The sequence below is a fragment of the Synechocystis salina LEGE 00031 genome (genome assembly GCF_015207985.1).
In the GTDB taxonomy this organism is placed as follows: domain Bacteria; phylum Cyanobacteriota; class Cyanobacteriia; order Cyanobacteriales; family Microcystaceae; genus Synechocystis; species Synechocystis salina.
The window spans coordinates 1-24714 of sequence record NZ_JADEVV010000022.1 but is presented as its reverse complement, the minus strand read 5'-3'; the positions used below and the strand labels follow the sequence as shown (position 1 = coordinate 24714).

The window sequence follows — 24714 nt, the reverse complement described above, 5'->3', positions numbered from 1 at the left end:
AGGGGCTAACCAAAAAAACTAAAAACCAGGACTCTGGGCAAGACAGGGCTATCTTCCCACGTTTGTTGTCTTGGCTCAAGCTGGGGCGAGGTCGTTGGGGCGGTTCAGGGCTGGCATTGAATTTGCTCTAAATCGGCGATGGTGACATCGGCTCCCAATAAATTTCCCTTGGGGTAGCCAGGCCAGTGAATGGCGATCGCCCCTTGGGCATTGGCCCCCTTGGCCATGGTGATGTCTCCCTGGGCATCCCCAATCATCAAAGTGTGTGCTGGTTTCACCCCTAACTCTTGGCAGGTTAAAAGGTACAAAGCTGGATCGGGCTTACTGAGTCCTTGGTCAGACCCCTTAGCCACGTCCACTAAGTTTTGCAATTGGTGATCGGCAATGAAGCGTTCCACACTCCTTTGGCGGGCGGCGGACAAAATAGCAATTTTCACCCCCTGGTTGCGCCACTTTTGGAGGCAATTCACCACGGTGGGGAACATGGGACAGGTGTCGGCATTGGCCACAATTTGGCGATCGGCTTGGTCAAAACATTGGTTGGCGATCTCCAAACTCTGGAACCAGCCATGGCCTTGTTCGGCAATGTAGCTAGCGGCAGCAATGAGGTTATCCCGGCGACTGCCCACCGCCATTAGTCCCCCCGGGTCCAACTGGGCACTACCCCGGTTAAAGCCAAAGGCCCCAGCCAGGCGATCGCCAAAATTGGGTTCAGGTACTTTCTGCTCCAATAGGGCCAACCTAGCTACGGTGAGTTTTTCCAGATAAACTTTGGAATTTTCCAGGGTGCCGTCCTTATCGAAAATGAGGGCTTGGATCGGGGAAAAAGTTTTGTTTTGAATAGTGATGCTAACCAAATTAACTCCTGCAAACGGCGATCGCCTGAGTTATACAACCAGGATTAAACCGAAAAATTCCCATATTATGGCCATTGGTAGCGGGATCAATCCACCACAATCGACCCAATTCTAATATGTGGACAACAACGCCAATCTTTGCCTTTCTGGACCGCCGTGGAGGCTAGTGGACAAAGCTCAATTACGAACCAAAGCACTGCAACAGCGACGGCAATTGTCGGAAGCGCAATGGCAACGTCAAAGCCTGGAATTATGTGCCAACCTCCAGCAATGGTCAGTGTTCCAGCAGAGCAGTCGGATCTGTGCCTATTTCAGTACCCAACGGGAAGCGAATTTAGAGCCATTGTTTGAGCGCCTAGGCAAAACAAAACATTGGGGCTTTCCCCGCTGTGTGCAAAAAAACTTGGCTTGGCATCCCTGGCAATGGGGACAAGCGTTAACCACCGGAGCCTATGGCATTAAGGTACCCACCGATCAAACTGAAATCTGGTCACCGACCACAGTGGATTTATTGCTGGTGCCTTGCTTAGCAGGCGATCGCCAAGGATACCGTTTGGGCTATGGCGGTGGCTATTATGACCGACTGTTTACCGATCCCCTCTGGCGGGCAGTGCCCAAGGCCGGCATATTATTTGAGGCGGGGCTGAGGGAAAAGCTCCCCCACGACCCCTGGGACATCCCTCTGCAAGCCCTAGTAACGGAAAAGCAGATTATTGAGATTAGCGATGGGTAATTAAAAACTATTTAATACCAAGCAATTCCACTTCAAATTCCAAGGTGGCATTGGGGGGAATTACACCGCCCGCTCCCCGGGAACCATAGGCCAAATCCGGTGGAATAATTAGTTTACGCTTACCACCCACCTGCATGGTGGCCACCCCTTCATCCCAACCTTTAATCACCTGGCCGACGCCGATGGTGAAGGTAAAGGGTTTATTGCGGTCAACGGAGCTATCAAACTTAGTGCCGTCGGTGAGGCGACCGGTGTAGTGTACTTCTACCTTTTGGCCCTTAGTGGGGCTGGGGCCTTCCCCTACCACTTCATCGATGTATTGCAATCCAGATTCGGTGGTGACAATATTGGCGGAATTTTCGGCAGTCATAGGAGATGGTTCTGGGGCTTGTAGGGCAGAAGCTTGGGCAATTTGGACTGGGTTAACTTCCTGGGGAGCGGCGATCGCCGGAGGGGACGATTTACCAAAAATGGCCACGGAAACTAACACCAAACTAAAAAAAGCAACAACAGTGAGACTAATGAGAACGTCACGCATAGCGGTAAAAAATTTCATCAAAAAACAGCTCAGAGTAGCGTTGGCCTGATTATCCCATGGCTTCTTCCCCCCATCGACCACTGACCAAACGATTGCGCCCCTGGGCCTTAGCTTCGTACAAATATTTATCCGCCGCCGCCACCAACTGTTCCCAACTGCTACCTAGGCAGGGAATGGTGCTGGCACAACCAATACTCAGGGTGACATGGTTGGCGATCGCCGATCGGGCGTGGGGAATTGCGAGGCGAGCAATTTCTGCTTGGATGTTTTCCCCGATGTGAATAGCTCCTTCGAGGTCTGTGTTGGGTAGGGCCATCAAAAATTCCTCCCCACCGTAGCGGGCAGCCAAATCCTTGGGACGGTGCACCACTCTGCTTAAGGCCTTGGCCACCTGTTGTAAACAGTCATCCCCTCCCTGGTGACCGTAATGGTCGTTATAGTTTTTGAAATAATCTATGTCACAGAGCAAAATAGAAAAAGGATACTGTTCTCGAATTGCCTCGGGCCATTCCGTATTCAAAAATAAGTCCAACTGGTGACGGTTTGCTAACTGAGTTAGTTGGTCGATTTTGGCTAACCGTTCCAACATTTGGTTGGCGGATTCCAGTTGGTGTTGCAGACGACTTTGATAGAGCAAACGTTTTACCCTCTGCCGCAGTACTGCCCAATGAATTGGTTTGGTCACATAATCGATTGCCCCCGCCTCAAAGGCCCGATCCACCGAAGTTTCATCGTCTAGCCCTGTAATCATTAGCACTAATGGAGAAGGGTTTTGATAATTTTTCATCAGGGTCTGACAGCAGGCAAAGCCGTCCATGACGGGCATCAGGGCATCCATTAACACCACTTCTGGCTTGATTTCAGCAAATTTGGCCAGGGCCTCTTCCCCATTTTCGGCCAGTTCTACCCGGTGTCCTTCTTTTTGTAGATAAACCCGCAGTTGCATCCGCATAAAACCATCATCGTCCACCACTAAAATGTTTGCGGCGGGGGTTTCCGTTGGCTTAGGCAGATTCATAGCTAGGGAACAGCGAAGGGAGTGAGGGCCTCCACCACAGCGGTGTGTAATTGTTGACAATGGTCAGCCAACTGGGTGGGAGACTCTGAACCTAGTTTACCTGATCCAGCATCCTTTTCTAGTTGTTGGCAGAAAGCAGACAATTGCTGGGCCCCGAGGGAGGCACTACTGGATTTGAGAGAATGGGCAGCGCGTTTGACCACATCTAAATTCCCTGTCTCCAACCCTTGCAGCAATTCCTGTATTAACTTTTGGCTTTCCTGGCAGTAACACACCACCATTTCCCTAAACAGGTCCAAGTCTCCGCCACAGAGTTCGTCCCGCAAAAAGGCGATCGCCGTGGGGTCCAGGGGAGACACAGTCATAGCGGTGGGTTTGACGATGGTTTGTTCTTCTACGGTCATAATATCGACCTCTGGGGTAACAGCATCTCCCCCAGCTTGGGGGGAAGCCATCAAGACCGGAGTATCTTGTAATACTTTTCGTAGTTGGGCAATAGAAACTGGCTTACTAATGTAGCCGTCCATGCCGGCATTCAAGCAGTCTTGGCGATCGCTGGGCATGGCATTGGCGGTCATAGCCACAATGCGGGGTTGACGTTCCGGCGGTAAGGTTTGACGGATGTGACGGCAGGCGGTCAGACCATCCATCACCGGCATTTGCATGTCCATCAGGATTAGGTCATAAAACTTTTCCTCCAAGGCATGGATCACTTCCTGGCCATTGTTGGCGATCGCCACTGGGTAACCCAAATTATTGAGCATCTGGTGGGCTACTTTTTGGTTAACCAGATTATCTTCTGCTAAGAGAATTTGTAGGGCCGGTTGCAGACTGGTGACGTTGTCTTCTGTGGGGGGCTTATCTCCGTCCAGGATAAATTCCGGTAAATCCAACCGCTCAAACTGTAGGGGGTAGTCCGCCAGATCCACCGACCCCTGGAAAAGGTTGACTAAACTTTCAAATATCAAGGATTGGCGCACCGGTTTATTGAGCACCGTTTGAAAGAGGGATAAGTCATCTATACCAGCCACCAACCCAGAAGAAAGCAGGATCATGGGCAAATTCTTGCCCTGGGCAAATTGCCGCAGATGGTAAGCCAGGGTGATGCCATCCATTTGGGGCATTTGTAAATCTAAAATAGCCGCATCCAAGTCCGAACAACGGGCAAACCAATCCAGGGCCGATTCCCCGCTGGTAAAACAATGGCACACTAGCCCCCAAGTCTGGCATTGCTCTTGCAAAATCCGCCGGTTAGTTTCGTTGTCATCCACAATCAACACCTGTTTGCCCTTCATCTGTTGCACCGAATCGGCTTCGGCCAAGGCGGGGGCCTGGGCCGTGGTGAGAATGCAGAAATGAAAATTGGAGCCCACCCCTGGTTCACTGGTCACCGTCAGCACTCCTCCCATCATCTGGGTGAGGCGTTGGCTAATCACTAAACCTAATCCAGTGCCACCATATTTCCGGGTGGTGGAAGAATCCACTTGGCTAAAGGATTTGAATAAACGGTCTTGGCGCTCCAGCGGTATGCCAATGCCCGTATCCCTGAGGCTGAAACAGATGCGATGGCTGGGGTGGGGTAAATTCAAAATCGTGTGGTATGGCTCTTCTGGGTCAAAGGGCTGCACTTTTACCGTTAACACCACTTCCCCTTTTTCGGTGAATTTGAGGGCATTACCGATCAAGTTAGAGAGAATTTGCCGCAACCGGACCTGGTCTCCCAGAATGCGGGCGGGGGTTTGGGGGTCAATGCCATAGGTCAATTCCAGATTTTTGGCCCGGGCAATGGGACCAAACATTTCCAACACCATTTCAATTAGGGGTCTTAGTTCAAATGCTTGGGTTTCCAACACCAGTTTATCGGCTTCAATTTTAGAAAAGTCGAGGATATCGTTGATGATGGTCAGCAGGGTCTCTCCACTTTGGCGGATGGTTTGGACATAATCCAGTTGCTGTAAATTCAAATCGGTCATCATCAACAATTCCGTCATGCCAATGACCCCGTTCATGGGGGTACGGATTTCATGGCTCATCATGGCCAAAAATTCACTTTTAGCCCGGTTGGCGGCTTCGGCGGCCCATTTAGCCTTTTCCAATTCCAGGTTTTTCTGGGCCAATTCCCGACGACGTTCCCGTTCCTTTTCCAACAGGGAGGCTTGGGCCAGGGCTATGCCCATTTGTTCGGCGATCGCCTCTAGCAATTCAATTTCGTCCGCTGTCCAAACCCGCTGTCGGTCACACTGGTGCAGGGCAATGATGCCGTTGGCTTTACCTTGGTAGGAAGTCCGCAGTGCCAGAAGGGATTTTACTTGGAACCGTTGGTAAAATTCTTTGCTTGCAGTGGAGTTTAAATCTCGGTCTAGATCCACCACCGCCATGGCCCGATCGCCTTGGATGATAATCCGGTCATAGGCATGTTCCACTGCAATTTCTCCGGCCAGCAGGGAAGTAAATTGTCCTCCCAAATACTCCGCCACCACGGGCACCTGTACGGTCGTAGCTTCTGAGTAGTTGTGGATCAGGCAACGGCTCACGGCAAAGACATTGCCCACTTGGCGGGCGGCGGTTTGGAAAATTAAAGTTGGTTGTAAGCTCCGGCGGATCTCCTGGCTAATTTTTCGCATTAACAGGATTTGATTGAGCTTTTTCTGCAAAATTTCCTGGGCCTGTTTGCGGTCAGTGATGTCCAGACAAGAACCCACGTAGCCCATAAATTTGCCGTCTTCTAGGTAACGGGGCACCCCCACATTGACAATCCAGCGGTATTGTTGGTCCACCCTACGGTAACGATATTCCAATTCAAAACGTCGGCGATCGCCAAAGGCTTGGTAATAAACCCCCAGGTAATGGCCTTTATCGTCGGGGTGAATGCCTTCTAGATAACCATTGTCCAATTCCTCCGCCAGGGTAGACCCCCGGAATTCTAACCAGGACTGATTGACAAAGGTCATTTTCTTATCCTGATCCGCCACCCAGAGCATAATGGGGGAGGTGTCCGCCATCATCCGAAACCGGGCTTCACTTTCGCGCAAACTTTTTTCAGCCTGTTTGCTAGAGGTGATTTCAAAGCGGATGGCTAGGTATTGATAGGGGTTGCCTTCTTCATCTAAAAAGGGGACAACGGTGCTGTCGACCCAATAGGTGTTGTCGGCTTTAGTCCTATTGTTGATTTGTCCATGCCACACTTCTCCGGCTCTGATGGTCTGCCAAAACTGCTGAAAGAATTCCCGGGAATGGTAGCCAGAGTTAACTAAACGGTGGGTGTTGCCAATCAGTTCTTCCCGACTATAGCCAGATACTTCCACAAATTTATCGTTAACGTAGGTGATGACTCCTTCGGTATCGGTGATGGCCACAATGGCCGCCTCATCCAAGGCGGTTTTTTGGACAGCTAATTCCTGGAGGGTAGACTGTAAAAACTCTTCAGCTTTTTGCTGTTGTTTGATTAGTTCCCCCAGCTCCTCACTATGTTTACGGCTTTTTTGCAGATAATGAACGGCGATCGCCACCGCCCAGGCCATGAGCAAACCACTCAACAAAGTCCATTCCGACCAAAAGGAACCGTACTGGTCGAGCAGAACTGGCCCCGGCACCAATTGCAGTTGCCAATGGCTAGTCATGGCTTCCGCTTGGGGCAAGGAATCGGCCCACTCTAATTCTTGGTTAACCACAATATCCTGGCGCCAATGGGCAGGGATATCGTCATATATGAGTTGATTGTCTTCAAAAATACGTAGGCCAAAGCTCCGTAGACTACCATCTGGGCCTGGTTTTTCACTGGATAGGGGGCGAATGGCGTCGATAAACTGATTGAGTTGGAAAACCCCCACTACAAAACCGTCAAATCTATCTTCGATAAATAGGGGCACATACACCAAAAACCCCTTCTCTCCCTCATTTAAATCCACCACTCTGCTGAGGATGGTAGTTTTTTGCCTCGCTGCTAATTCTAGGGATTGGATTTGGCGGGGATAGTGGTTAGCATAGCCAATCTCCTGTTCATTACCGGGCAATGGTTCAACCCACCGCACCACAAATTTTGAATCCACCCATTGGATCGCCTGATAACCACTGAAACTTTCCGCCTGGGCCCTGGCATCCAACGCCCAATCTGTTTGCTCCGTTCCCGTTGGCGATCGTTCCCAACGTCCGGCCATCTGCTCCAATTGACGGATGTGAATATTGAGTTGATTTTCAATTTGTTCGTGGATATTTACCAAACGATTGGTCAAAACTTGTTTTAGTCGCTGTTGAACTTGGTTGTAGAGAAAAAACCAAGTATTAACAGTCATGACCGATAGCCCTGCCCCGATGAGAAGTGGTAGTAGAGGGGAAAGTAGTAGACGACGCAGGGGAGATTTCATTCGCATCACGGTGGCACTATAACCATGATAAATCCCTGGTTAGACCATTGATTGGACTCAACAAATCTTTCTAAAAGAAAAATCGCCCCCCAGAATTTCCCACAGAGAAAGTGTCCGGTTGGCGATCGCCGTTTGGTTTTTAATCAGTTCTAGGCCAACCCAGTTAGTACCACCATCGGTGTATGGGGCCGGCCGTTGAAACAGATTTTAGTTACTACCTAAAACCCGCTGAGATGGACTGACTTAGCAGTCGTAGTACAAGGAGAACTCGTAGGGGTGGGGACGTAGACGCATGGGGTTAACTTCGTTGTCGAGTTTGTACTCAATCCAACTTTCCACAAAATCAGCGGAGAAAACGCCGGTACCAGTCAAAAATTCATGGTCTTTCTCCAACGCTTCCAAGGCCGCCTCCAGGGAACCAGGGGTGGAAGGGATCTTGGCTAATTCCTCGGGGCTGAGGTCGTAGATGTCCACATCCAAGGGTTCACCGGGGTCAATCTGATTTTTAATCCCATCAATACCGGCACAGAGCATGGCGGCAAAAGCGAGATAGGGGTTGGAGGTGGCGTCGGGGCAACGGAATTCCAGACGCTTGGCTTTGGGGTTACCACCGGAGAGGGGAATCCGCACAGAAGCGGAACGGTTACCTTGGGAGTAGGCCAAGTTAACGGGGGCTTCAAAACCGGGCACCAGTCGTTTGTAGGAGTTGGTGGTGGGGTTGGTGAAGGCTAACAGGGCAGGGGCATGTTTCAAAATCCCACCGATATACCACAGACCCATTTGGCTAAAGCCGGCATATTTATCCCCGGCAAAGAGGGGCTGGCCATCTTTCCAGAGGGACTGGTGTACGTGCATGCCAGAACCATTATCGTTGAAGATGGGCTTGGGCATAAAGGTAACGGTTTTGCCGTACTTCTTAGCCACGTTTTTGATCACATACTTATAGATCATCAAGTTGTCAGCGGAATTGACCAACTTGTCGAACTTGATGCCCAATTCGTTCTGACCACCGGAAGCTACCTCGTGGTGATGCTTTTCAATGGGAACGCCAAAGGCCGCCATGGTGAGCAACATTTCTGTGCGGATATCCTGGGCGGTGTCGGTGGGAGCGACGGGGAAATAACCCTGTTTATAGCCTGGTTTGTAGCCTAGGTTGCCCCCTTCCTCTTCCCGACCGGTGTTCCAACGCCCTTCCACGCTGTCGGCAAAGTAGTAGCTAGAATTTTCCGTTTGGCCAAAGCGAATGTCATCGAAGAGGAAAAATTCAGCTTCGGGACCAAAGTAAACTGTGTCGGCAATGCCAGTGCCACGGAGATATTCGGCGGCTTTGGCAGCAATGGTGCGGGGATCCCGGTTATACCATTCTCCAGTGCGGGGCTCCTTGATACTGCAAATCATGGTCAAGGTCGGTTCTTTGCAGAAGGGATCGATGGTGGCGGTGTTTGGGTCTGGCACCATGCACATGTCGGATTCATTAATGGCTTTCCACCCCCGGATACTGGAGCCATCAAAGGGAATACCTTCGGTGAAGGAGTTTTCGTCAAGTTGGTCGTAATAGAAGGAGCAATGCTGCCAAATTCCCGGCGTATCAATAAACTTAAGGTCGATAATCTTAATTTTTTCGTCTTGGATCCACTTGAGGACTTCCTGGGGGGTTTTAGCCATTTTTTCTCCTTAGTGCAGTCAGATAGATTACAATTTTGCGCTGCGTCGAGTATCCATCGTAAAGAGTCAAGTAGTTAGAAAATGTATTTTTCGCTACCAATTTTTGCGACTCCGTTCTGGCGATCGCCTAGAAATGACGGAAACTATCGCAATTCCCATTAACATTTAGACTAGTGCCTATATCAACCCCGCAAGTACTAAAATATTGCTGTGATCCCATCTGACCTTTTCCTACGGGATGCCATCATTACGGATTTAGATTCTATTGTTGCTATTTACAATGCCAACATTCCCCAAAATGTAGCCACCGGCGATACCGATGCAATTACGGTGGAAAGCCGTCGTCAGTGGTTTGCGGACCATGGGCCAGACACCTATCCCCTCTGGGTGTTGGTAACGGAGCACAAGCAAATCGTGGGCTGGTTGGGTTTTCAGCGGTTTTATGGTCGTCCTGCCTACCATCGCACTGCGGAGTTGAGTATTTACCTTGACCCTCTCTGGCATCACCGGGGTTTGGGGCAGTATTTACTCAAAACGGCGATCGCCAAGGCCCCCCAGTTGGGGCTGAAAACTTTGTTGGGATACATTTTTGCCCATAATCAGCCCAGTATTCGTTTGTTTCAACGCCATGGTTTTGAGCAGTGGGGCCTATTGCCCAAGGTGGCGGAGTTGGGGGGCCAGGAACGGGATTTGTTGATTTTGGGACTACGCCTCAAAAGTTGTTCATCGGGGTAACCGTTGCTCCCGTCGCCATGGAGCCGCTTAAACTTTAGCAATGGGGGAGCTTTGAGCTGATTTTGCTCCCAATGAAAAAATCATCGTCTTGTTTAGACCCCTAACTCGGCCTGAATCATCATGTTGATGGGGGAACAGGATCATGTCAAAGATCAAAGTCTTCAAATTCTGCTTTCAATTCCCTTTCCATCAATGCTTCCACTGCCTGGGGCGGAGTAATTTTTCCGTGGAGCAAACGGTAAACCTGTCTAGTGATGGGCACAGCAATTTTTTCTCGATTGGCAATTTTTATTAGTACGTCGGTGGTGTTAACCCCTTCGGCGGTGCCCCCTAGGTTGGCTAAAATCTCCTCCAGGGGTTGGCCTTTGGATAAACCATAACCCACCCGATAATTACGGCTGAGCATACTGGAGCAGGTAGCCAATAAATCCCCCAATCCTGCTAGGCCCCAAAAGGTGTCCGGTTGCGCTCCAAAATGCAGTCCCACCCTAGTGATTTCCGGTAGGGCCCTGGTGATGAGGGCGGATTTGGCATTGGTTCCCAGTCCCAAACCTTCGCATACTCCCACGGCGATCGCCATGACGTTTTTTAAGGTGCCGCCCAATTCTGTGCCTAGGGGATCGTTGTTGGTGTACACCCGAAAGTTATCCGCTGCAAAAATGGTTTGGATTTCTTCCGCCGCGGCTTGGTCACTACTGGCCACCACCGTTGCCGCGGGCAAGCCTTGGTCAATTTCCTTCGATAAATTAGGCCCCGATAAAACGGCGATCGGCTGGGAAGGTAGGGAGGCTTGCCAAATTTGGGAAGGGGTAGCCATGGTTTCGGGGTCTAAACCCTTAGTGGCCGTTACCAAAATAGTCCGCTTCTGGAGGTCCATGGCCTCTAACCTCGCCGCCACCGATGGTACCCCCTTAATGGAAACCGCCGAGACAATTACATCAGCCCCCGCCACCATGGATTCTAGGCTCTGCGGCGATCGACGAGACCAAACTTGGGTAGGAATGTCATTATTGTTCAACACATAGGCAAGACTAGAGCCCCAGGCTCCGGCCCCCAACACAACAACTTGGGGGGGAGTATTGGCATTGGCAAAGGACATGGTAGTTTTTCTGTAATTCGTCTTCGCCTCCATTATGGCCACGGATCGGCACCCCCAGTGGCCTTAGCGATTACAAATGGCGATATGGGTTAACGGCAAAGCAAAGGAAATGGGAGCACTGGCCCGACCAAGTTCTGTTCTTGTTACCAGGGACTCCCCACCAGGGTGAAACCGCTCCAGAAATAGGGATGAGTTAAATCCTGCGTTGCTAAGCGTTGCCGGATATCCGATGGTAAATCTACAAGGGAAATATTTGTGCCATCCCCAAGGATCAGATTGTCCCCCACAACTCGAATTTCTCCCTTGAGCAGACTTAATTGGGCTTGCTGTAGGGCTTTGGCCTTAATGGGGGCTGGTTGGAGTTGATCGTAGAAACTGGTCATCAGGGCAAAAGTTCCTTCATCGCTGACGTACCACAGACTACCGATCGCCGTTTTGACTCCGGTTTTCACGGCTAGGCCAGCAAAGCCCAATTCAGCGTCGAAATCTCCCACCGCAGTGCGACAGGCCGATAACACCATCAAATCAATGGGTTTATCCAAGCCAACGTTGGCAAATTCGTCCAAATCTAAAGACCGATCACTGAAAACCACAAAGGAATTGTTGCGATTGCCGGGTAAAAATTCACCATGGGTAGCCAAGTGTACTAAGCTATATTCTTTGGTCGCCAAGGACTGGACAAAATTATCCACCGTGAACCGGTCATTGAGGAAAGCACTACCCCGCCACAATTGATTGGTAATGGTATCCACTTCCACCGCCGCCGCTGGCAATGGATTTTGGCTGGCAAAGGTTTCTGCCCCCATAGCCAATACTTGGGAACCTTGGACGGGGGTGTATTCTCGATTGGTCAGAGCCAAGCTAGGCATAAGCCCCACGCTATAATCCTCAACCAAATACCTCTCCAATTGGCGATCATACATTGTCGCCATGGGCAAAGAACGTAATCCCCGGTCGAGAATAAAGCTGATATTCTCAATTTTCCTATCCTCCAAAATTGGCTTAATTGGCCTGATAAACCAGTCGTACAACTGGGAAGCTTGAGCTTGGTAGTCATCTCCCCGCCCTGGAGCAGTTAAGTTCCGGTTCAAAATTTCCACCTGACGAACCACTTCCCGGCGGCTGACATTGAGGGGAATTGGCTTAGCAATACCATCTGCCGTCACTAGCACGATTACTAACTGATCATCCGGTTGCGGATCATTATTGGGGGGAATGACCAGTTGCTCAGTGGAGGCTACTTGCCAATGATTTATTTTGGGATAGGAAGCTAAGGGGGGAATGGTCAGCCCACTATTAGAAGAAAATTGCCATTCGGGAAGATTTTCTCCTGCGGTTCCCGGAGGATAAAAATAGATATAAACCAAGGCAGAGTTTACCCCAGTATTGAGATTTAACTCCTGTAAAACATCAACGGGGCTGACCAGCTCAATATCAATATTCAAATTAAGGTGAGTAGTGAACTGTGCAGAAATTCCTTCCTCTACATTTTGATTTAATTGTTGTTGCAAAACAACCTGATTGGTAGGGAAGTTAACGCCAACGTTGGTATTGAAAAGATTAATACCCGGAGCTATGTCTTGAGTCTGGATTTCCAGACTGGGGGTATTAGTAACGGTAGACCTCTCAATGTCAAACGATATCTGCCTCTCATCATCGATTTCTTCAACATCTGGAGAAGTTGGAGGCTCGACGGGGATGGGAGGAGTTGGCGGCTCGGGTTCGGGTTCCGGCTCGGGTTCGGGTTCGGGTTCCGGCTCGGGTTCAGGTTCCGGCTCGGGTTCAGGTTCCGGCTCGGGTTCGGGTTCCGGCTCGGGTTCGGGTTCAGGTTCCGGCTCGGGTTCAGGTTCCGGCTCAGAATCAGTAGTTATAGTTATATTGCCCAGAGTAAAGGTATCAAAAATTGGCGGTGTGCCAATTTGCACAGTATTGTCGTCTCCCGAACTAATTGCCCCCAGGGTTCCATTGGTAATGGGATTACCGACGATGAAAGGTTCAGTTCCGCCAAATTGAATGTAGACATCTCCACCTCCATCAGCTGTGGCGCCAGCGGTGTAGATACTAAAAGGCCCTTCTGGGCCAATAAAGAAGCCATCGATCGCCCGAAAATAACGAGCAGCCTCAATATAGATGTCCCCTCCTGTTCCCTCATTCCCTTGGGTGAATAAATAACTAACTTCAATGTCTCCCCCTGACTGAATAAAAATATCACCACCATTGGCCGCTGAAGTATCTATGTAGCTAGTGGAAATATCTCCCCCCGCCTGCAGGAACACATTCCCGGGTACCCCATTCCCTCCAGTGAATATGTAGGAACCAATTGAAATATCCAGCGGTGTCTCAACATATACATCTCCACTAGTTTCACTTCCAAAGGTATCTAAATAATCGATAATATCTACATTTTCACCGGCTTGAAAGAAAATATCACCCCCATTTTTACCAGCGGTAAATATATAATTTGTTGTGATATTACCGTCCGCTGTGAGAAAAACATTTCCCCCTGTACCTTCATTTGGAATTTCCTCTGAATAAGCTCCAGTATCAATAAAAGCAGTGGTAATATCTCCTTTACTTTTGATTACAACTTCTCCCCCCAGGTTTAGGCTCCCTATGATTCCCCCCAGGCTTAGGCTTCCTACTCCCGCATCATCTCCAATTCCCCGAGCATCGATGTAACTGGTATTGGTATCGCCGCCTGACAATAGAGTGACGTTCCCTCCATCAGTTCCTACTGTTTCTAGGTAACCAGTCGTAAGATTTCCACCAGCATTGAGAAATATTTCTCCTCCAGGTACGGCAAATGAAGATGTAACTATTGATCCGGTAGAAATATTGCCCAAAGCTTGTATATCTAAATTTCCACCACTGGTATTGATATTCCCGAAAGAAACATTTTGCCCGGCATCAAGCAGTACTTCAGATACTGTTGTAAGGCTAGAAAACCGGAGGTCAGAAGTGGAGGGACTAATTATATTTTGGGCGGCCTGTACTTTAAATGCTACATCTGTCAGAGTAATATCCCCGGTGAAAATCACTGAGCCTGCACTACTCGTCAAATTAATCATCGGATTAAACTCCATGTTCAATCCAGATGCAAAGAATTGCCCGTCGAAAACTTGATCTCCCTGGGTAAGGATATCATCCTGTACAAAGATGGCTTTACCAGAATTGAAACCTGTGGTAGCGGTGATGGTAACACCAATACTTTTCAGGGGAGTAGTGGTGCCGGCTCCGTCAAAAAAAATGATGCCATCTGCTTCGACTAATAAGTCAAAGTTGCCATTTACAGGGTCAAAGAAAACAACTTCGTAGCCTGGTGCGCTAAACGTTGTGTTGGCATTCAGCTCAACATTGTCCTCAAAATTTAAATCGTTGATAGATGAGGTAACTAGTGTATTGCCAGTATTAATAGGGCCAGTATTAGTAAAAGTGATTGAACCGTCTCCGATAGAGACCCGTTCATCTAAGGTTATTAAGGGTGAATCAAAAGTAAGATTATTTGACGAACCTGTGGGAAATATTCGCTGAATAACAGCTATGGATTTATCTGCCTGGAGAACAACATTGCTTGAGACTAGATTGCCTTGAACGGTTGAAGCAGAAATTAAGCTTGGTTCAGCACCGGGGTTATTGACAAGACCAACAATCAATTCCTCCGGATCCAACAACCAAGTGCCGGTTTCCCCCATGGTGGATAAGGTGTTCACCCTAGCAGTGTCATCCACCCTTAAATTTTTGGCACCGGAGGTTTCCACCAAGCCACCGTCTCCTCCCATGGTTCCCCCCTGGGCTGAAATGGCACCGCCAAAACGGGTAGAGTCATCGGCCCAGACAATTACGGTGCCCCCATCCCCTGTGAGTAGACCATCGGCTTTAATTACCGAATTTTTATCCACCACTGTTTGGATTGCGGTAGGGAGGGAAGGTTGTCCTTGGAAGTCTCCACCAATGCGCACCGTGCCGCCACCACCATTACCAGAAACATCGATCGCCGCTCCTTGTAGTGCTATTTGATTACCAACGATCGCCACTTGCCCACCAGGGGTGAGAACAGAATTTGTATTACTAGCATCAATGGTGCCCGACACAGTGACGGAACCGGGTAGGGGGGAAACCATCGTGTCCGTGGAATTTTGGGTCACGGTACCATCAGCTTGTACTGCTAAACCCAAATCGAGATTGCCTGCTCCCTGGGTTAATAGGGTGGGCAGATCCAACACGGAAAAAGATCCCCCCTGATTCATCTGGGGAGAAACTTCCACTTCCAAGCTCAACAAACTACCAGGCTGGGAAATGCGAATACGATTTTGTCCTGGTACTGCGGCGACAGTAATATTGCCCCCAGGGGCTGTCAAAGAACCAGTGTTAACCACATTGCCCGCCAAAAAGGCGAGATTTTTGCCCTCCGTTACCGACAAATCCCCCGCATTAATAATTAAACCGGGGTTCGCTAAATCAAAGGCAAATTGGGTCGGACTACCCACCAGCGCCCCATAGTTATTGTCGGCGATCGCCTGGAACCATTGGTCATTGCCAAAACCGATCGCCGAACCGGTGGTAACCACAAAGTCTCCGGGCACATTGATGCTGGCATTGGGCCCAAAAATCATGCCGGCCGGATTCATCAAAAATAGATTGGCATTGCCCCCGCTTACCTGAATGAGACCATTAATAATCGAAACGTCGCCCCCCACTATCCTGGTGAGAATATTGCGAATATCGGGGTTGGATAAAAAATTGGCAATCTGATTTTGATCCAAACCAAATTGTTGCAAACTGTGGAATAAATTTTGCCCATCTCCTGACAAACTACCGCCGCCAATATTGAATTGATTACCCTGGGTATCAACGGTGGTGCCAGTGCCATCGTTCGCCGCAGTGACATTTTGGGCTAGGGCATGGGGGGCAAAACCAGACAAACAGGCTAGTAAAGTTAGGCAAAAGAGGCGGAAATTATGGTGCAACACAGCAATTAGGGGCGAAATGAACGATATTTCCACGACAAAGCCCAGGGTAGGGACTTTTTGGCCTGTCCATTATAGCCATCCCTTAGGTGGAGTTGACCATGGGAAACTATGAATAAAAGTAAATTATTTTTGTTTGTCCCCCTTCTAATGAAACCCCTGATTTTCGCTGGGTTCAGCCAAGAAAAGCAAAAAGTGTTTTATTTGAGCATCTGTTTTCGGGAAACTAGTTAAGATGTGGAAGGGAAAATTCCCCTGAATATGGTTCTAGATCGCTCTTGGAGTGTTATTTACAGGCATTGCTATGGAAAATATTGTCAACAATGTGGAAGAGTATCTGTTATCGAGGGAAGAACGCATTCTCCAGGTGCGTAATTTAGTAGAAACCCTCCGGGCTGCCGAAGAAATTGCTAAGCAGGGGTATTTAATCACCAGTTCAGAGTTGGCAGATTTGATGGATATTAACCCCAGTGCCGTCACCAGCCGGGGGGATCATTGGTCATGGCGCAACTGGGTTGTTTCCAGAGTGAGAAGGGAAGGGAACCAAATTCTCTGGCAGTTGGAGCGGGTGGATTAGGGGCGGGATTATCCAAAATGACGGAACCCCTTATTCAACTCCGGGGCATTAGTAAATCCTTTGGCGATCGCCAAATTTTGGACAATGTGGATTTAGACCTCTATCCGGGGGAAGCATTGGTGGTGATTGGCCCGTCGGGCACCGGGAAATCAACCATTTTGCGGATCATCGCCGGACTATTGCCACCGGACAGTGGGCAGGTGCTAATCAAAGCGGAACCCCGTCGGGGCTTGGTGGAGGACGACAATGAGCGCATCCGCATCGCCCTGGTGTTTCAACAGTCAGCCCTGTTTGATTCCCTGACAGTGGCGGAAAATGTCGGCTTTTTCTTGCTGGAGCATTCCTCCCTATCCAGGGAAGTCATCCGGGAGCAGGTGGCCCACAAACTGGCCCTGGTGGGGTTAACGGGCATTGAAGATTACTATCCAGCCCAACTATCGGGGGGGATGCGTAAACGGGTTAGCTTTGCCCGGGCGATTATGTCCAATCCCCATCAACCGGAGGACAATCCAGAGGTGATTTTGTACGATGAACCCACCGCCGGTTTAGACCCGATCGCCTCCACTGTCATTGAAGATTTGGTGCGGAGGTTACAAAAATCCCCGGAAGGTTGTGGAACCTATATTATGGTTAGCCATCAGGAAAGCACCATTCGCCGGACAGCGGATCGGGTGGTGTTGCTCTACGATGGCAAAATCCAATGGCAGGGGCCAGTCAGTGCCATCGACCAGACCGATAACCCCTTGGTGCGGCAATTCTTTGAAGCCAAAGTGGATGGTCCCATTCGCATTTTGGATTAACCAATACGGCGGTAAGATGGGGGAACCCGTTGGCCCCTGACCGTTTCCTAGAAAAAGAGGCGATGGTGGGCTGGTCTAACTTTTTGAACGTTCCTCCCGGCAAGGAACTCCTCCCCCCCTAGGCAAATCGCTTTATTTTTCGGCCCTATTGAGACCTTGCGTATGCTCAGACCCCGCACCATCAAAGAAGGATCCGTTGGTCTGTTTGCCCTGTTGGGACTATTTATTATTGGTGGTATTGTCCTATGGTTACGGGGGGGCGGTTTTGGCAATCCAGGCTATGAAGTGTTGGTACAATTTGGCGATGCCAGTGGGCTCCAGGTGGGGGGGGCAGTGCGTTATCGGGGAGTGCCCGTGGGTCGGGTGGCCAAATTAATCCCCGGCAGTAACGGAATTTTGGCCCAGTTGGAGATTAGTTCCACCCAATTGCGTATCCCCGCCGATGTGCAGGTGGAAATCAGTCGCTACGGTTTATTGGGGGAAGCGGCCATTGATATGATTCCCGATCGCCAATTGTCTGATGCGGCCCTGGCCTTAGACCCCCTTAGCGCCGACTGTCCCGAAAGTGGCAAAATTCTTTGCAATGGCGACGAGTTGAAGGGGCAAGCGGGGACCCAGTTGACCAACAGCATGGCTCGTTTAGCCCAGGCCTATAGTGAGCCGCAATTTGTGGCCGACATTAACGCCACCGTGAAAAGTGCCAACCTGGCCGCGGCTCGCATTGCCACCATGAGCGCTGAAATTACTGCCCTTAGCAAAACCGCTAATCAACAGGTGCGGGGTTTTGGCCTTACTTCCGAGGCGATCGCCAAGGCCGCCGATAACGCTTCCCTGTTAACCAGTCGAGTTAATCAAGTGGTCCTGACCAACCAAGACCACATCAACCGCACTATCGAAGAAGCTTCCCTGTTAATGGTTAACCTCAATCAACTGGTGGGGGAAAACCGGGCCCAGGTCAATCTCACCCTGAAAAGCATTGAAACCACCAACCGGGACCTCCAGGCCATCGGTCGAGAAATCCAAACCGCCGTCGCCACCGTCAACCATGGCCTAGCGGCGATCGATGCCCAAAAAGTAACCAACGATTTGGCCCTGCTGATGGAAAATGCGGCTGTCACCAGCAATAATATCCGGCAAATTTCCGCCGACCTCAATGACCCCACCCTGATGCTGACCCTCCAGCAAACCCTGGATGCGGCCCGACTTACCTTTGAAAATGCCCAAAAAATCACCAGCGATGTGGAGCAATTAACTGGCGATCCAGCCTTTCGTAACAACCTGAGAAAATTGGTGGATGGCCTGGGGCAATTGGTGTCCTCCACGGAAAATTTCCAAGACCAGGTTTACACCGCCCACACCCTGGAGCGCAGTGGTCAACAATTACGCTTTCAGCTTGATCATCAACAGCAATTGGCTTCCTACTATCAACAATGGGGGGCCCTTAACCCCACCTCTGTTTCCACTTCACCAAGCCCCCTTGCTCAACCAACTAAGATTAAGCCTTCCCAACCCCAAGAAAATCAGGGAAAACAATGAGGTTTACAGGGCAAATTAGTCATTTTTTCCTCTCCACGCTCCGTTGTCAGTGTGGCAAAATAGTACCAACGCTGAGGTTTGAGTATTAACCGATGGCAACAATTGCACCCCATTTTTGACCCGCCCCAGAATTTATGCCAGACCACGCCCTCGGCTCCGTTACCCAAGGTTCCCTTAGTAAGGGCTTGGAAGTACGTCTTCATGCGGATGTTTCTGTGGAAGAAATGCGGGTGGGCAAATTTTTAGTTATTCAGGGTAGGCGATCGCGCTTTTTTTGTTTGCTTACCGATGTTTCCTTGGGCACTGCCAACCCCCGAATTTTGGCCAATCCCCCCCATATTAATGATGATTTTTTAATTGATGTCTTGGCCGGCAGTGGTACCTACGGCACGTTAGAATTGGCGCCCATGTTGATGTTAACGGAGTCGGCCACGGAACCAGGTTATGGCGAAAGTTTAACTGAACAAAGTAACGGCCATGGCGATCGCCAGAGTAATGGCAATGGTCTCGCCTCCTACCAAGCTAATAGTAATGCCGAGGTGGAATTGTTGCCGGTAAAAACTATTCCTGCCCACTTTAGCCAGGTATTTGAAGCCAGTGAAAGGGATTTTCGTTTAGTGTTTGGTTGGGAAGATGATCCATTTCGGCGCAATTTTGCCATTGGAGAACCGTTGGACATGGCGGTGCCAGTCTGCTTAGATTTAGACCGTTTTGTGGAACGAAGTAATGGGGTTTTTGGTAAATCAGGCACCGGAAAGTCCTTTTTAACCCGCTTACTTATTTCTGGCATTATCCACAAGCAAGCGGCAGTCAATTTGATGTTTGACATGCACTCGGAGTATGGCTGGGAAGCGATGAGGGAAGGCAAAACCGTTTCCACTGTGAAGGGGTTACGGCAACTTTTTCCGGGGGAAGTGGAAATTTTTACCCTCGATGCAGAATCCACCAAACGGCGGGGGGTGAGGGGAGCCCAGGAACTCTATTTAAGTTTTGACCAAATTGAAATTGAAGATATTCGTTTAGTAGGCTTTGAGTTGGGTTTGTCGGAGGCGGCGTTGGACAATGCCAATATTTTATTTTCTGAATTTGGCTCTGGTTGGATTTCCCGTTTACTGGTGATGACCAATGAAGAAATTAAGGTTTTTTGTGAAGAAAAACAGGGCCATCCCGGCTCCATTATGTCTTTGCAACGGAAGTTGAAACGACTAGAAAATTTAAAGTATCTCAAACAGGTTAGCGCCCACAACTACATTGACCAACTTTTGCAATGTTTGGAAGCAGGGAAACATGTGGTGATTGAATTTGGTTCTCAATCCAATTTGCTTTCTTATATGTTAGCAACCAATATGATCACCAGACGTATCCATGGCATTTACGTTAAAAAAGCCGAAAAATTTCTCCAAACTAAACACGTTGGCGATCGCCCGAGGCAATTGGTGATCACCATTGAAGAAGCCCACCGCTTTTTAGACTCCGCCATCGTCCATCAGACCATTTTTGGTACCATTGCCAGGGAAATGCGGAAATACTTTGTCACTCTGTTGGTGGTGGATCAACGGCCATCGGGCATTGACAACGAAGTTATGTCCCAAATTGGTACCCGCATTACCTGCTTGCTCAACGACGAAAAGGACATTGAAGCAATTTTTACCGGGGTGGCAGGGGGACAAAATTTGCGTTCCGTCTTGGCCAAGCTAGATTCCAAACAACAGGCGTTGGTGTTGGGCCATGCGGTGCCCATGCCGGTGGTGGTGCGTACCCGTCCCTATGACCAGCAGTTTTACAGTGAAATTGGTTGCCAAGATTGGCCGAGCATGACCGATGCTGAAGTATTGGCTGAAGCGGCGATCGCCAGGGAGGATATAGGCTTTTAGAGATTCACCAGGGGGATGCGATCAAAGCTTATACTTAAGGTTTGAAAGTAATTATCATCATTTCCATCCCCCCCACTGCTTTTTCCTTTGTCCACCCCAGCTTGTTCTTGAACGCCCAACGGCATGGTTTTTTGGAAACGCTTTTTCAATCCCGATTCAACTAGTTCACCATCCCTGGGCCCAACGGGGGCAGAAGAATTTCCCACCGATGACAGTGATAAAGGCCGGATATTTTTCACCACTGACCGGGACATTGACCTCTACGAGTTGGAGGAGTTATGTGATGCGGTGGGCTGGGCCCGACGTCCGATTCGCAAAGTTAAAAAGGCCGTAGAGTGCAGTTTTTTGGTGGTTACCATGTGGGAAGTGCGGGGCAATCGACGGCGACTGGTGGGGTTTGCCCGGGCCACTTCTGACCATGCTTTCAATGCCACCGTATGGGACGTGGTCATTCACCCCAGTCTTCAGAGCAAGGGTTTGGGTAAGGCCCTAATGCAATATATCATCCGCAAATTACGCCATTACGACATTAGTAATATCACCCTGTTCGCCGATCCCCAGGTGGTGGATTTTTATCGACGTTTGGGCTTTGTGCTGGATCCCGAAGGCATTAAGGGCATGTTTTGGTACCCAGACTAGTTCCTTGGATGATGGTTTTATTGTATTGATTAACTGGAATGGGAATGACTTCACGACCACGACCCCCCACCTAGGGTTCTCCCAAATCAGTAAAGGCTTGGTGGGCATTATTTTGTAGATAATCCACCAAGATGGAACGAATATCCCGACCGTAGCCAATCACTTTTAATCCAGGGGTATTTTCTGTCAGGTAATCCAAGCCCACTTCCTGTCCGGTTAACAAATATTCCATCAATGCCAGCCGATAGACCTTGTCTGGCTCAATGTCAGCGGGAGCCAAGCCCGCTAGCTGGAGATAGCCACCAGTGCCCCGATTTTTTTCCCCCTGGGTCAAAACTTTTTGTAACAAATCCCCCCTTATATCCACCGTTACCACCCGGCCGCCAAAGGGTAAGATGCGAATAATATCGTATTGGGTGATGGAACCAGCACTAAGTAAGTCATCAAGGCGCACCATGCCACCGTTGAACATCACCATGGCCGCTGCCGGATATTCGTACTGCATCGCCCGGGTAATTAGTCGTGTGAGATTGGTGGATCTGCTACGCACATGGGCATCGAGGGCATCGAGGGCCATGGGGGCTTTAACTACCACCGCCATGGGCTCAAATCCTGCTTGACGAAAAGCCGTAAAGCCAATTTCTTGCCATTGGTCAACAACTTGGGCTGTGGCAGGGTCCTCGGCGATCGCCGCAGTGATGGGTTGGAGTTGGGAATCAATTTCCAAACATTGCCGGTCCGTGTCGTAGGTCAGTTGGTGAATATAAACAGTGCGGGCATTGGCATCGGCCTTAAAAATCGGCGTTTGGGCCTGGGGACAACTTGCCGAACTGTCGGGCTTAATAATTAAATGGTTGCGCTGGATATTTTCGTGTTCATGGCCTCCCAAAATCAGATCTAATTCGGGAATGGCCTGGGCCAAGGCCAAATCCTGGGCTAGGGAAAGATGGGTCAGGGCCACCCAAACGTCCACTTCTCCCTCCAGACTTTGTATGTAGCGGCGGGCCGTGGAAATGGGATCACTATAGGTGACATAGTCAGCCGCATTGCTGTCAATGGTCAGGGCTAAAATGCCCACCTTCACTTCTCCCCCTTCCGCTCCGGGGATGGTCAAGATTTCGTAGGGTTTGATGCCCGTAAACTGATTGCCCGCACCATCGGCAATATTGGCTGATAACCACTGGAAATCCGACTCTGCAATCCGTTGCCTAAATTGCTGGGCACTAACGTCAAATTCATGGTTGCCCACAGCAGCATAGTCCAACCCCATGGCATTCAACACCGCCACCATTTGCCTCCCCGCTAGGCGATCGCCGTTGTAGAGGGCTGTGCCCAAAGCGGAAGGACTGAGAAAATCTCCTGCCAACACGGTGTAGGTGTGGGTATTAGCTTGTTCTAACTGCCGGCGTAAATTAGCCACCCGAGCCAAGCCGCCCCAACGGCCGTTATCTATGGGGGCAATTTCATACACATCGTTGAGCTGGAGCAGGGTAAAGGGAATGGTTTCTGCTCGGCAGACCGTGGCCATGGCCCCCCAGATTAGTAAGCCCCCCAGTCCCCGAGTTAGCCAAACCCTTTGATTTTTAACCATGATCGTGAAAAGAATTTTATCAACATAGCCCTAACCCCTCCATTGTGAAGCAAAAAGTCTTCAATGCCGCCCCAATTTTTCACTGACAGGACTTGAAAGACCAATGAAAAAAGCATTAAATGAGGACAAAGTACATAGATCTTCTCCACTCAACCCGGCTATATTTACCAACATTAGATGTAAGAAAGTTTCTTTGAAATAGGACGGCGATCGCCGATAATTCATCTATAGGGTGTCTCAGTTGGATGGTAGCAGTAAGTCAAAAGTAATTGTCAACTTGAGATTTTTTGATTTAAGACTTTCTCAATCATTGGCCTCAAATCTGGATTTTTACGAATTAGACGTTTGAATGAGCGTAAAGATTTCGATGTCCAAGCTATTTTGATATCTTCTTTCATTCTTGATCAAGGGCTTTCAAAAATTGGGCGACAGAATCACACTGAGCATCACCGTTTGTAACTTCTTGGCGGATTTCCTTGATATCTTGGGTTAATTATTCTCTTCTTTTTGCATGTAATCTTTTTTTGATAATATCAAGGAGAATTTCTTGATCGTCAAGGGGCAAGTTTTCAACGGATTTTATGGCTTTTTGGAATTCTGATGTTTTTAGCCTACATTCCGCACGTAGTACACCTTCGTCTGAAATCGAGTACGACGGCAAGCCTATTTCGGGGTTTGCCTCTTGCCCCCCCAGTCAGTCAATACGAAAAAACTACGCTATATTTAGTGTTTTCCCGAAAATTTAGTAACTATTGGTAGAGCCTGCGGAATGTTGGTTTTAGCATTGTACTTATGATGAAATTCATTTAAGATTTGATTTGTTTGAAAGAGGCTTGGCGATCGCCGGTAAATTAACTTTGCTTTAGACTAGTATTGCTTGCTCCATAATGGCAACATTTTCAGGAGTATTAGGAGGAGGATAAACCCGAGACGAAAGATTAGCCTTAAGACGATCTACAAACGCATAAAAAACTTCATCATCATCTTGATGTTCAATGACGTAAGTTCGGAGAGATTTGAAATTCATTTCGGCAAATTTTGGGTTCATGCCAAAAGCAAATTAGTTTTTGATTGGTAAGGGGGAGGCTATATCCTATCAATCAATGATCAATGGCTGATGAAATAAAGTTAATCAACGCAGGAATATCTTTTTTGATGGCTTCCCAAATAATATCACAATCAACTTCTTTGTATTCATGGACAATTCTGTTCCTCATTCCACGGATTTCATTAAATGGAATTTGGGGATGTTGATTTTTAAATTGTTCAGAGAGTCGATTCACTGCTTCTCCCATAATCACTATTTGGGATAAAACTGAAGATTGTGTTTTTTCATCATCAATAAATTTCTATTTATCCATATTTTGAGTAAAAGCCAGAATTTTATTGAGAGCATGATAAAGATCTAAAATGACTTCTTGGTCACTGGACATAAATAATCTCCGCATTATCAAGAATATTTTGACGGCGAATCCAGTTTTTGCTATTTTTAATCGCTTTTTTGGAGACTAGATCAATTTTTCGTTTTAGTAATATTTTAAATTCATCTTCTATTTTAATCCTAAGTACAAGACAAAAGTTGTATGGGGCAGAACTGATTGACTGACAAAAGTTTAAGAGGACTCGTAGGAATAGACCTGGAGAGTAAACTCAAGGGCATAAAGGCGGCGGTGGTGCTGACGAAGGGAAGCCATAGCCGGTTCAGGGTCTTGATGGGAGAA

The 24714-nt window shown here is 48.9% G+C and carries 17 protein-coding genes; 7 read left to right on the top strand and 10 right to left on the bottom strand.

The window, feature by feature from the left end:
- Positions 1–104: 104 nt before the first annotated feature.
- Positions 105–857 carry an HAD family hydrolase gene (locus IQ217_RS09255; protein WP_194019718.1) on the bottom strand — a complete coding sequence of 251 codons (753 nt, stop codon included), beginning with the start codon at positions 855–857 and terminating at the stop codon, positions 105–107.
- 118 nt (positions 858–975) lie between these two features.
- Here IQ217_RS09255 and IQ217_RS09250 point away from each other — a divergent pair, with 118 nt between their 5' ends.
- A complete protein-coding gene (locus tag IQ217_RS09250; protein WP_338117494.1) occupies positions 976–1590 on the top strand; it encodes a 5-formyltetrahydrofolate cyclo-ligase in 615 nt (204 codons plus the stop codon).
- A gap of 7 nt (positions 1591–1597) precedes the next feature.
- On the opposite strand, the gene IQ217_RS09245 is transcribed toward IQ217_RS09250, so the two are convergent.
- From IQ217_RS09245 to glnA, 4 genes are all read right to left on the bottom strand, one after another.
- Positions 1598–2128 (bottom strand): FKBP-type peptidyl-prolyl cis-trans isomerase, encoded by a 531-nt coding sequence (locus IQ217_RS09245; protein WP_228024087.1) that lies wholly within the window; start codon positions 2126–2128, stop codon positions 1598–1600.
- A gap of 49 nt (positions 2129–2177) precedes the next feature.
- Positions 2178–3146, bottom strand: a complete 969-nt coding sequence (locus IQ217_RS09240; protein ID WP_194019716.1) for a response regulator — start codon at positions 3144–3146, stop codon at positions 2178–2180.
- 2 nt (positions 3147–3148) lie between these two features.
- Positions 3149–7510, bottom strand: a complete 4362-nt coding sequence (gene hik14 / locus IQ217_RS09235) for a high salinity-induced biofilm formation sensor histidine kinase Hik14 (protein WP_228024086.1) — start codon at positions 7508–7510, stop codon at positions 3149–3151.
- A gap of 243 nt (positions 7511–7753) precedes the next feature.
- The gene (gene glnA / locus IQ217_RS09230) at positions 7754–9175 is read right to left on the bottom strand and encodes a type I glutamate--ammonia ligase (protein WP_194019714.1); all 1422 of its coding nucleotides are present in this window, start codon (positions 9173–9175) and stop codon (positions 7754–7756) included.
- A 210-nt stretch (positions 9176–9385) separates the two neighbouring features.
- On the opposite strand from glnA, the gene IQ217_RS09225 reads away from it, so the two are divergent.
- The gene (locus tag IQ217_RS09225; RefSeq protein ID WP_190599645.1) at positions 9386–9910 is read left to right on the top strand and encodes a GNAT family N-acetyltransferase; all 525 of its coding nucleotides are present in this window, start codon (positions 9386–9388) and stop codon (positions 9908–9910) included.
- Positions 9911–10055: 145 nt separating this feature from the next.
- Here IQ217_RS09225 and IQ217_RS09220 read toward each other — a convergent pair whose 3' ends face one another.
- Together IQ217_RS09220 and IQ217_RS09215 are read right to left on the bottom strand one after the other, a co-directional pair.
- Positions 10056–11009, bottom strand: a complete 954-nt coding sequence (locus IQ217_RS09220; RefSeq protein WP_190599644.1) for an NAD(P)H-dependent glycerol-3-phosphate dehydrogenase — start codon at positions 11007–11009, stop codon at positions 10056–10058.
- Positions 11010–11152: 143 nt separating this feature from the next.
- Positions 11153–16012 (bottom strand): CHAT domain-containing protein, encoded by a 4860-nt coding sequence (locus IQ217_RS09215; RefSeq protein ID WP_338117493.1) that lies wholly within the window; start codon positions 16010–16012, stop codon positions 11153–11155.
- 268 nt (positions 16013–16280) lie between these two features.
- Here IQ217_RS09215 and IQ217_RS09210 point away from each other — a divergent pair, with 268 nt between their 5' ends.
- The 5 genes from IQ217_RS09210 (at position 16281) to IQ217_RS09190 (ending at position 21402) form a co-directional block, all read left to right on the top strand.
- Complete coding sequence (locus tag IQ217_RS09210; protein WP_041425911.1) at positions 16281–16553, top strand: hypothetical protein; 273 nt, start codon at positions 16281–16283, stop codon at positions 16551–16553.
- Positions 16554–16570: 17 nt separating this feature from the next.
- On the top strand, positions 16571–17353 hold the full coding sequence (locus tag IQ217_RS09205) for an ABC transporter ATP-binding protein (protein WP_194019713.1): 783 nt from the start codon (positions 16571–16573) through the stop codon (positions 17351–17353).
- Between the two features lie 162 nt (positions 17354–17515).
- Positions 17516–18889, top strand: a complete 1374-nt coding sequence (locus IQ217_RS09200) for an MlaD family protein (RefSeq protein WP_194019712.1) — start codon at positions 17516–17518, stop codon at positions 18887–18889.
- Positions 18890–19023: 134 nt separating this feature from the next.
- Positions 19024–20763 (top strand): helicase HerA domain-containing protein, encoded by a 1740-nt coding sequence (locus tag IQ217_RS09195; RefSeq protein ID WP_194019711.1) that lies wholly within the window; start codon positions 19024–19026, stop codon positions 20761–20763.
- Between the two features lie 123 nt (positions 20764–20886).
- Complete coding sequence (locus IQ217_RS09190) at positions 20887–21402, top strand: GNAT family N-acetyltransferase (RefSeq protein WP_190599640.1); 516 nt, start codon at positions 20887–20889, stop codon at positions 21400–21402.
- Positions 21403–21472: 70 nt separating this feature from the next.
- Here IQ217_RS09190 and IQ217_RS09185 read toward each other — a convergent pair whose 3' ends face one another.
- From IQ217_RS09185 to IQ217_RS09180, 3 genes are all read right to left on the bottom strand, one after another.
- On the bottom strand, positions 21473–22993 hold the full coding sequence (locus tag IQ217_RS09185; protein WP_194019710.1) for a bifunctional metallophosphatase/5'-nucleotidase: 1521 nt from the start codon (positions 22991–22993) through the stop codon (positions 21473–21475).
- An 862-nt stretch (positions 22994–23855) separates the two neighbouring features.
- On the bottom strand, positions 23856–24041 hold the full coding sequence (locus tag IQ217_RS18920; RefSeq protein WP_194074498.1) for a DUF6887 family protein: 186 nt from the start codon (positions 24039–24041) through the stop codon (positions 23856–23858).
- A gap of 52 nt (positions 24042–24093) precedes the next feature.
- Entirely contained in the window at positions 24094–24336 is a 243-nt protein-coding gene (locus IQ217_RS09180; RefSeq protein ID WP_338116551.1) for a HepT-like ribonuclease domain-containing protein, read from the bottom strand.
- Positions 24337–24714 lie beyond the last annotated feature (378 nt).

Coding starts and splice junctions, on each gene's coding strand:
- IQ217_RS09190 (WP_190599640.1), top strand. CDS start 20,887: ATGGTTTTTTGGAAACGCTTTTTCAATCCCGATTCAACTAGTTCACCA.
- glnA (WP_194019714.1), bottom strand. CDS start 9,175: ATGGCTAAAACCCCCCAGGAAGTCCTCAAGTGGATCCAAGACGAAAAA.
- IQ217_RS18920 (WP_194074498.1), bottom strand. CDS start 24,041: ATGAACCCAAAATTTGCCGAAATGAATTTCAAATCTCTCCGAACTTAC.
- IQ217_RS09200 (WP_194019712.1), top strand. CDS start 17,516: ATGCTCAGACCCCGCACCATCAAAGAAGGATCCGTTGGTCTGTTTGCC.
- IQ217_RS09205 (WP_194019713.1), top strand. CDS start 16,571: ATGACGGAACCCCTTATTCAACTCCGGGGCATTAGTAAATCCTTTGGC.
- IQ217_RS09195 (WP_194019711.1), top strand. CDS start 19,024: ATGCCAGACCACGCCCTCGGCTCCGTTACCCAAGGTTCCCTTAGTAAG.
- IQ217_RS09210 (WP_041425911.1), top strand. CDS start 16,281: ATGGAAAATATTGTCAACAATGTGGAAGAGTATCTGTTATCGAGGGAA.
- IQ217_RS09245 (WP_228024087.1), bottom strand. CDS start 2,128: ATGCGTGACGTTCTCATTAGTCTCACTGTTGTTGCTTTTTTTAGTTTG.
- IQ217_RS09185 (WP_194019710.1), bottom strand. CDS start 22,993: ATGGTTAAAAATCAAAGGGTTTGGCTAACTCGGGGACTGGGGGGCTTA.
- hik14 (WP_228024086.1), bottom strand. CDS start 7,510: ATGAAATCTCCCCTGCGTCGTCTACTACTTTCCCCTCTACTACCACTT.
- IQ217_RS09220 (WP_190599644.1), bottom strand. CDS start 11,009: ATGTCCTTTGCCAATGCCAATACTCCCCCCCAAGTTGTTGTGTTGGGG.
- IQ217_RS09240 (WP_194019716.1), bottom strand. CDS start 3,146: ATGAATCTGCCTAAGCCAACGGAAACCCCCGCCGCAAACATTTTAGTG.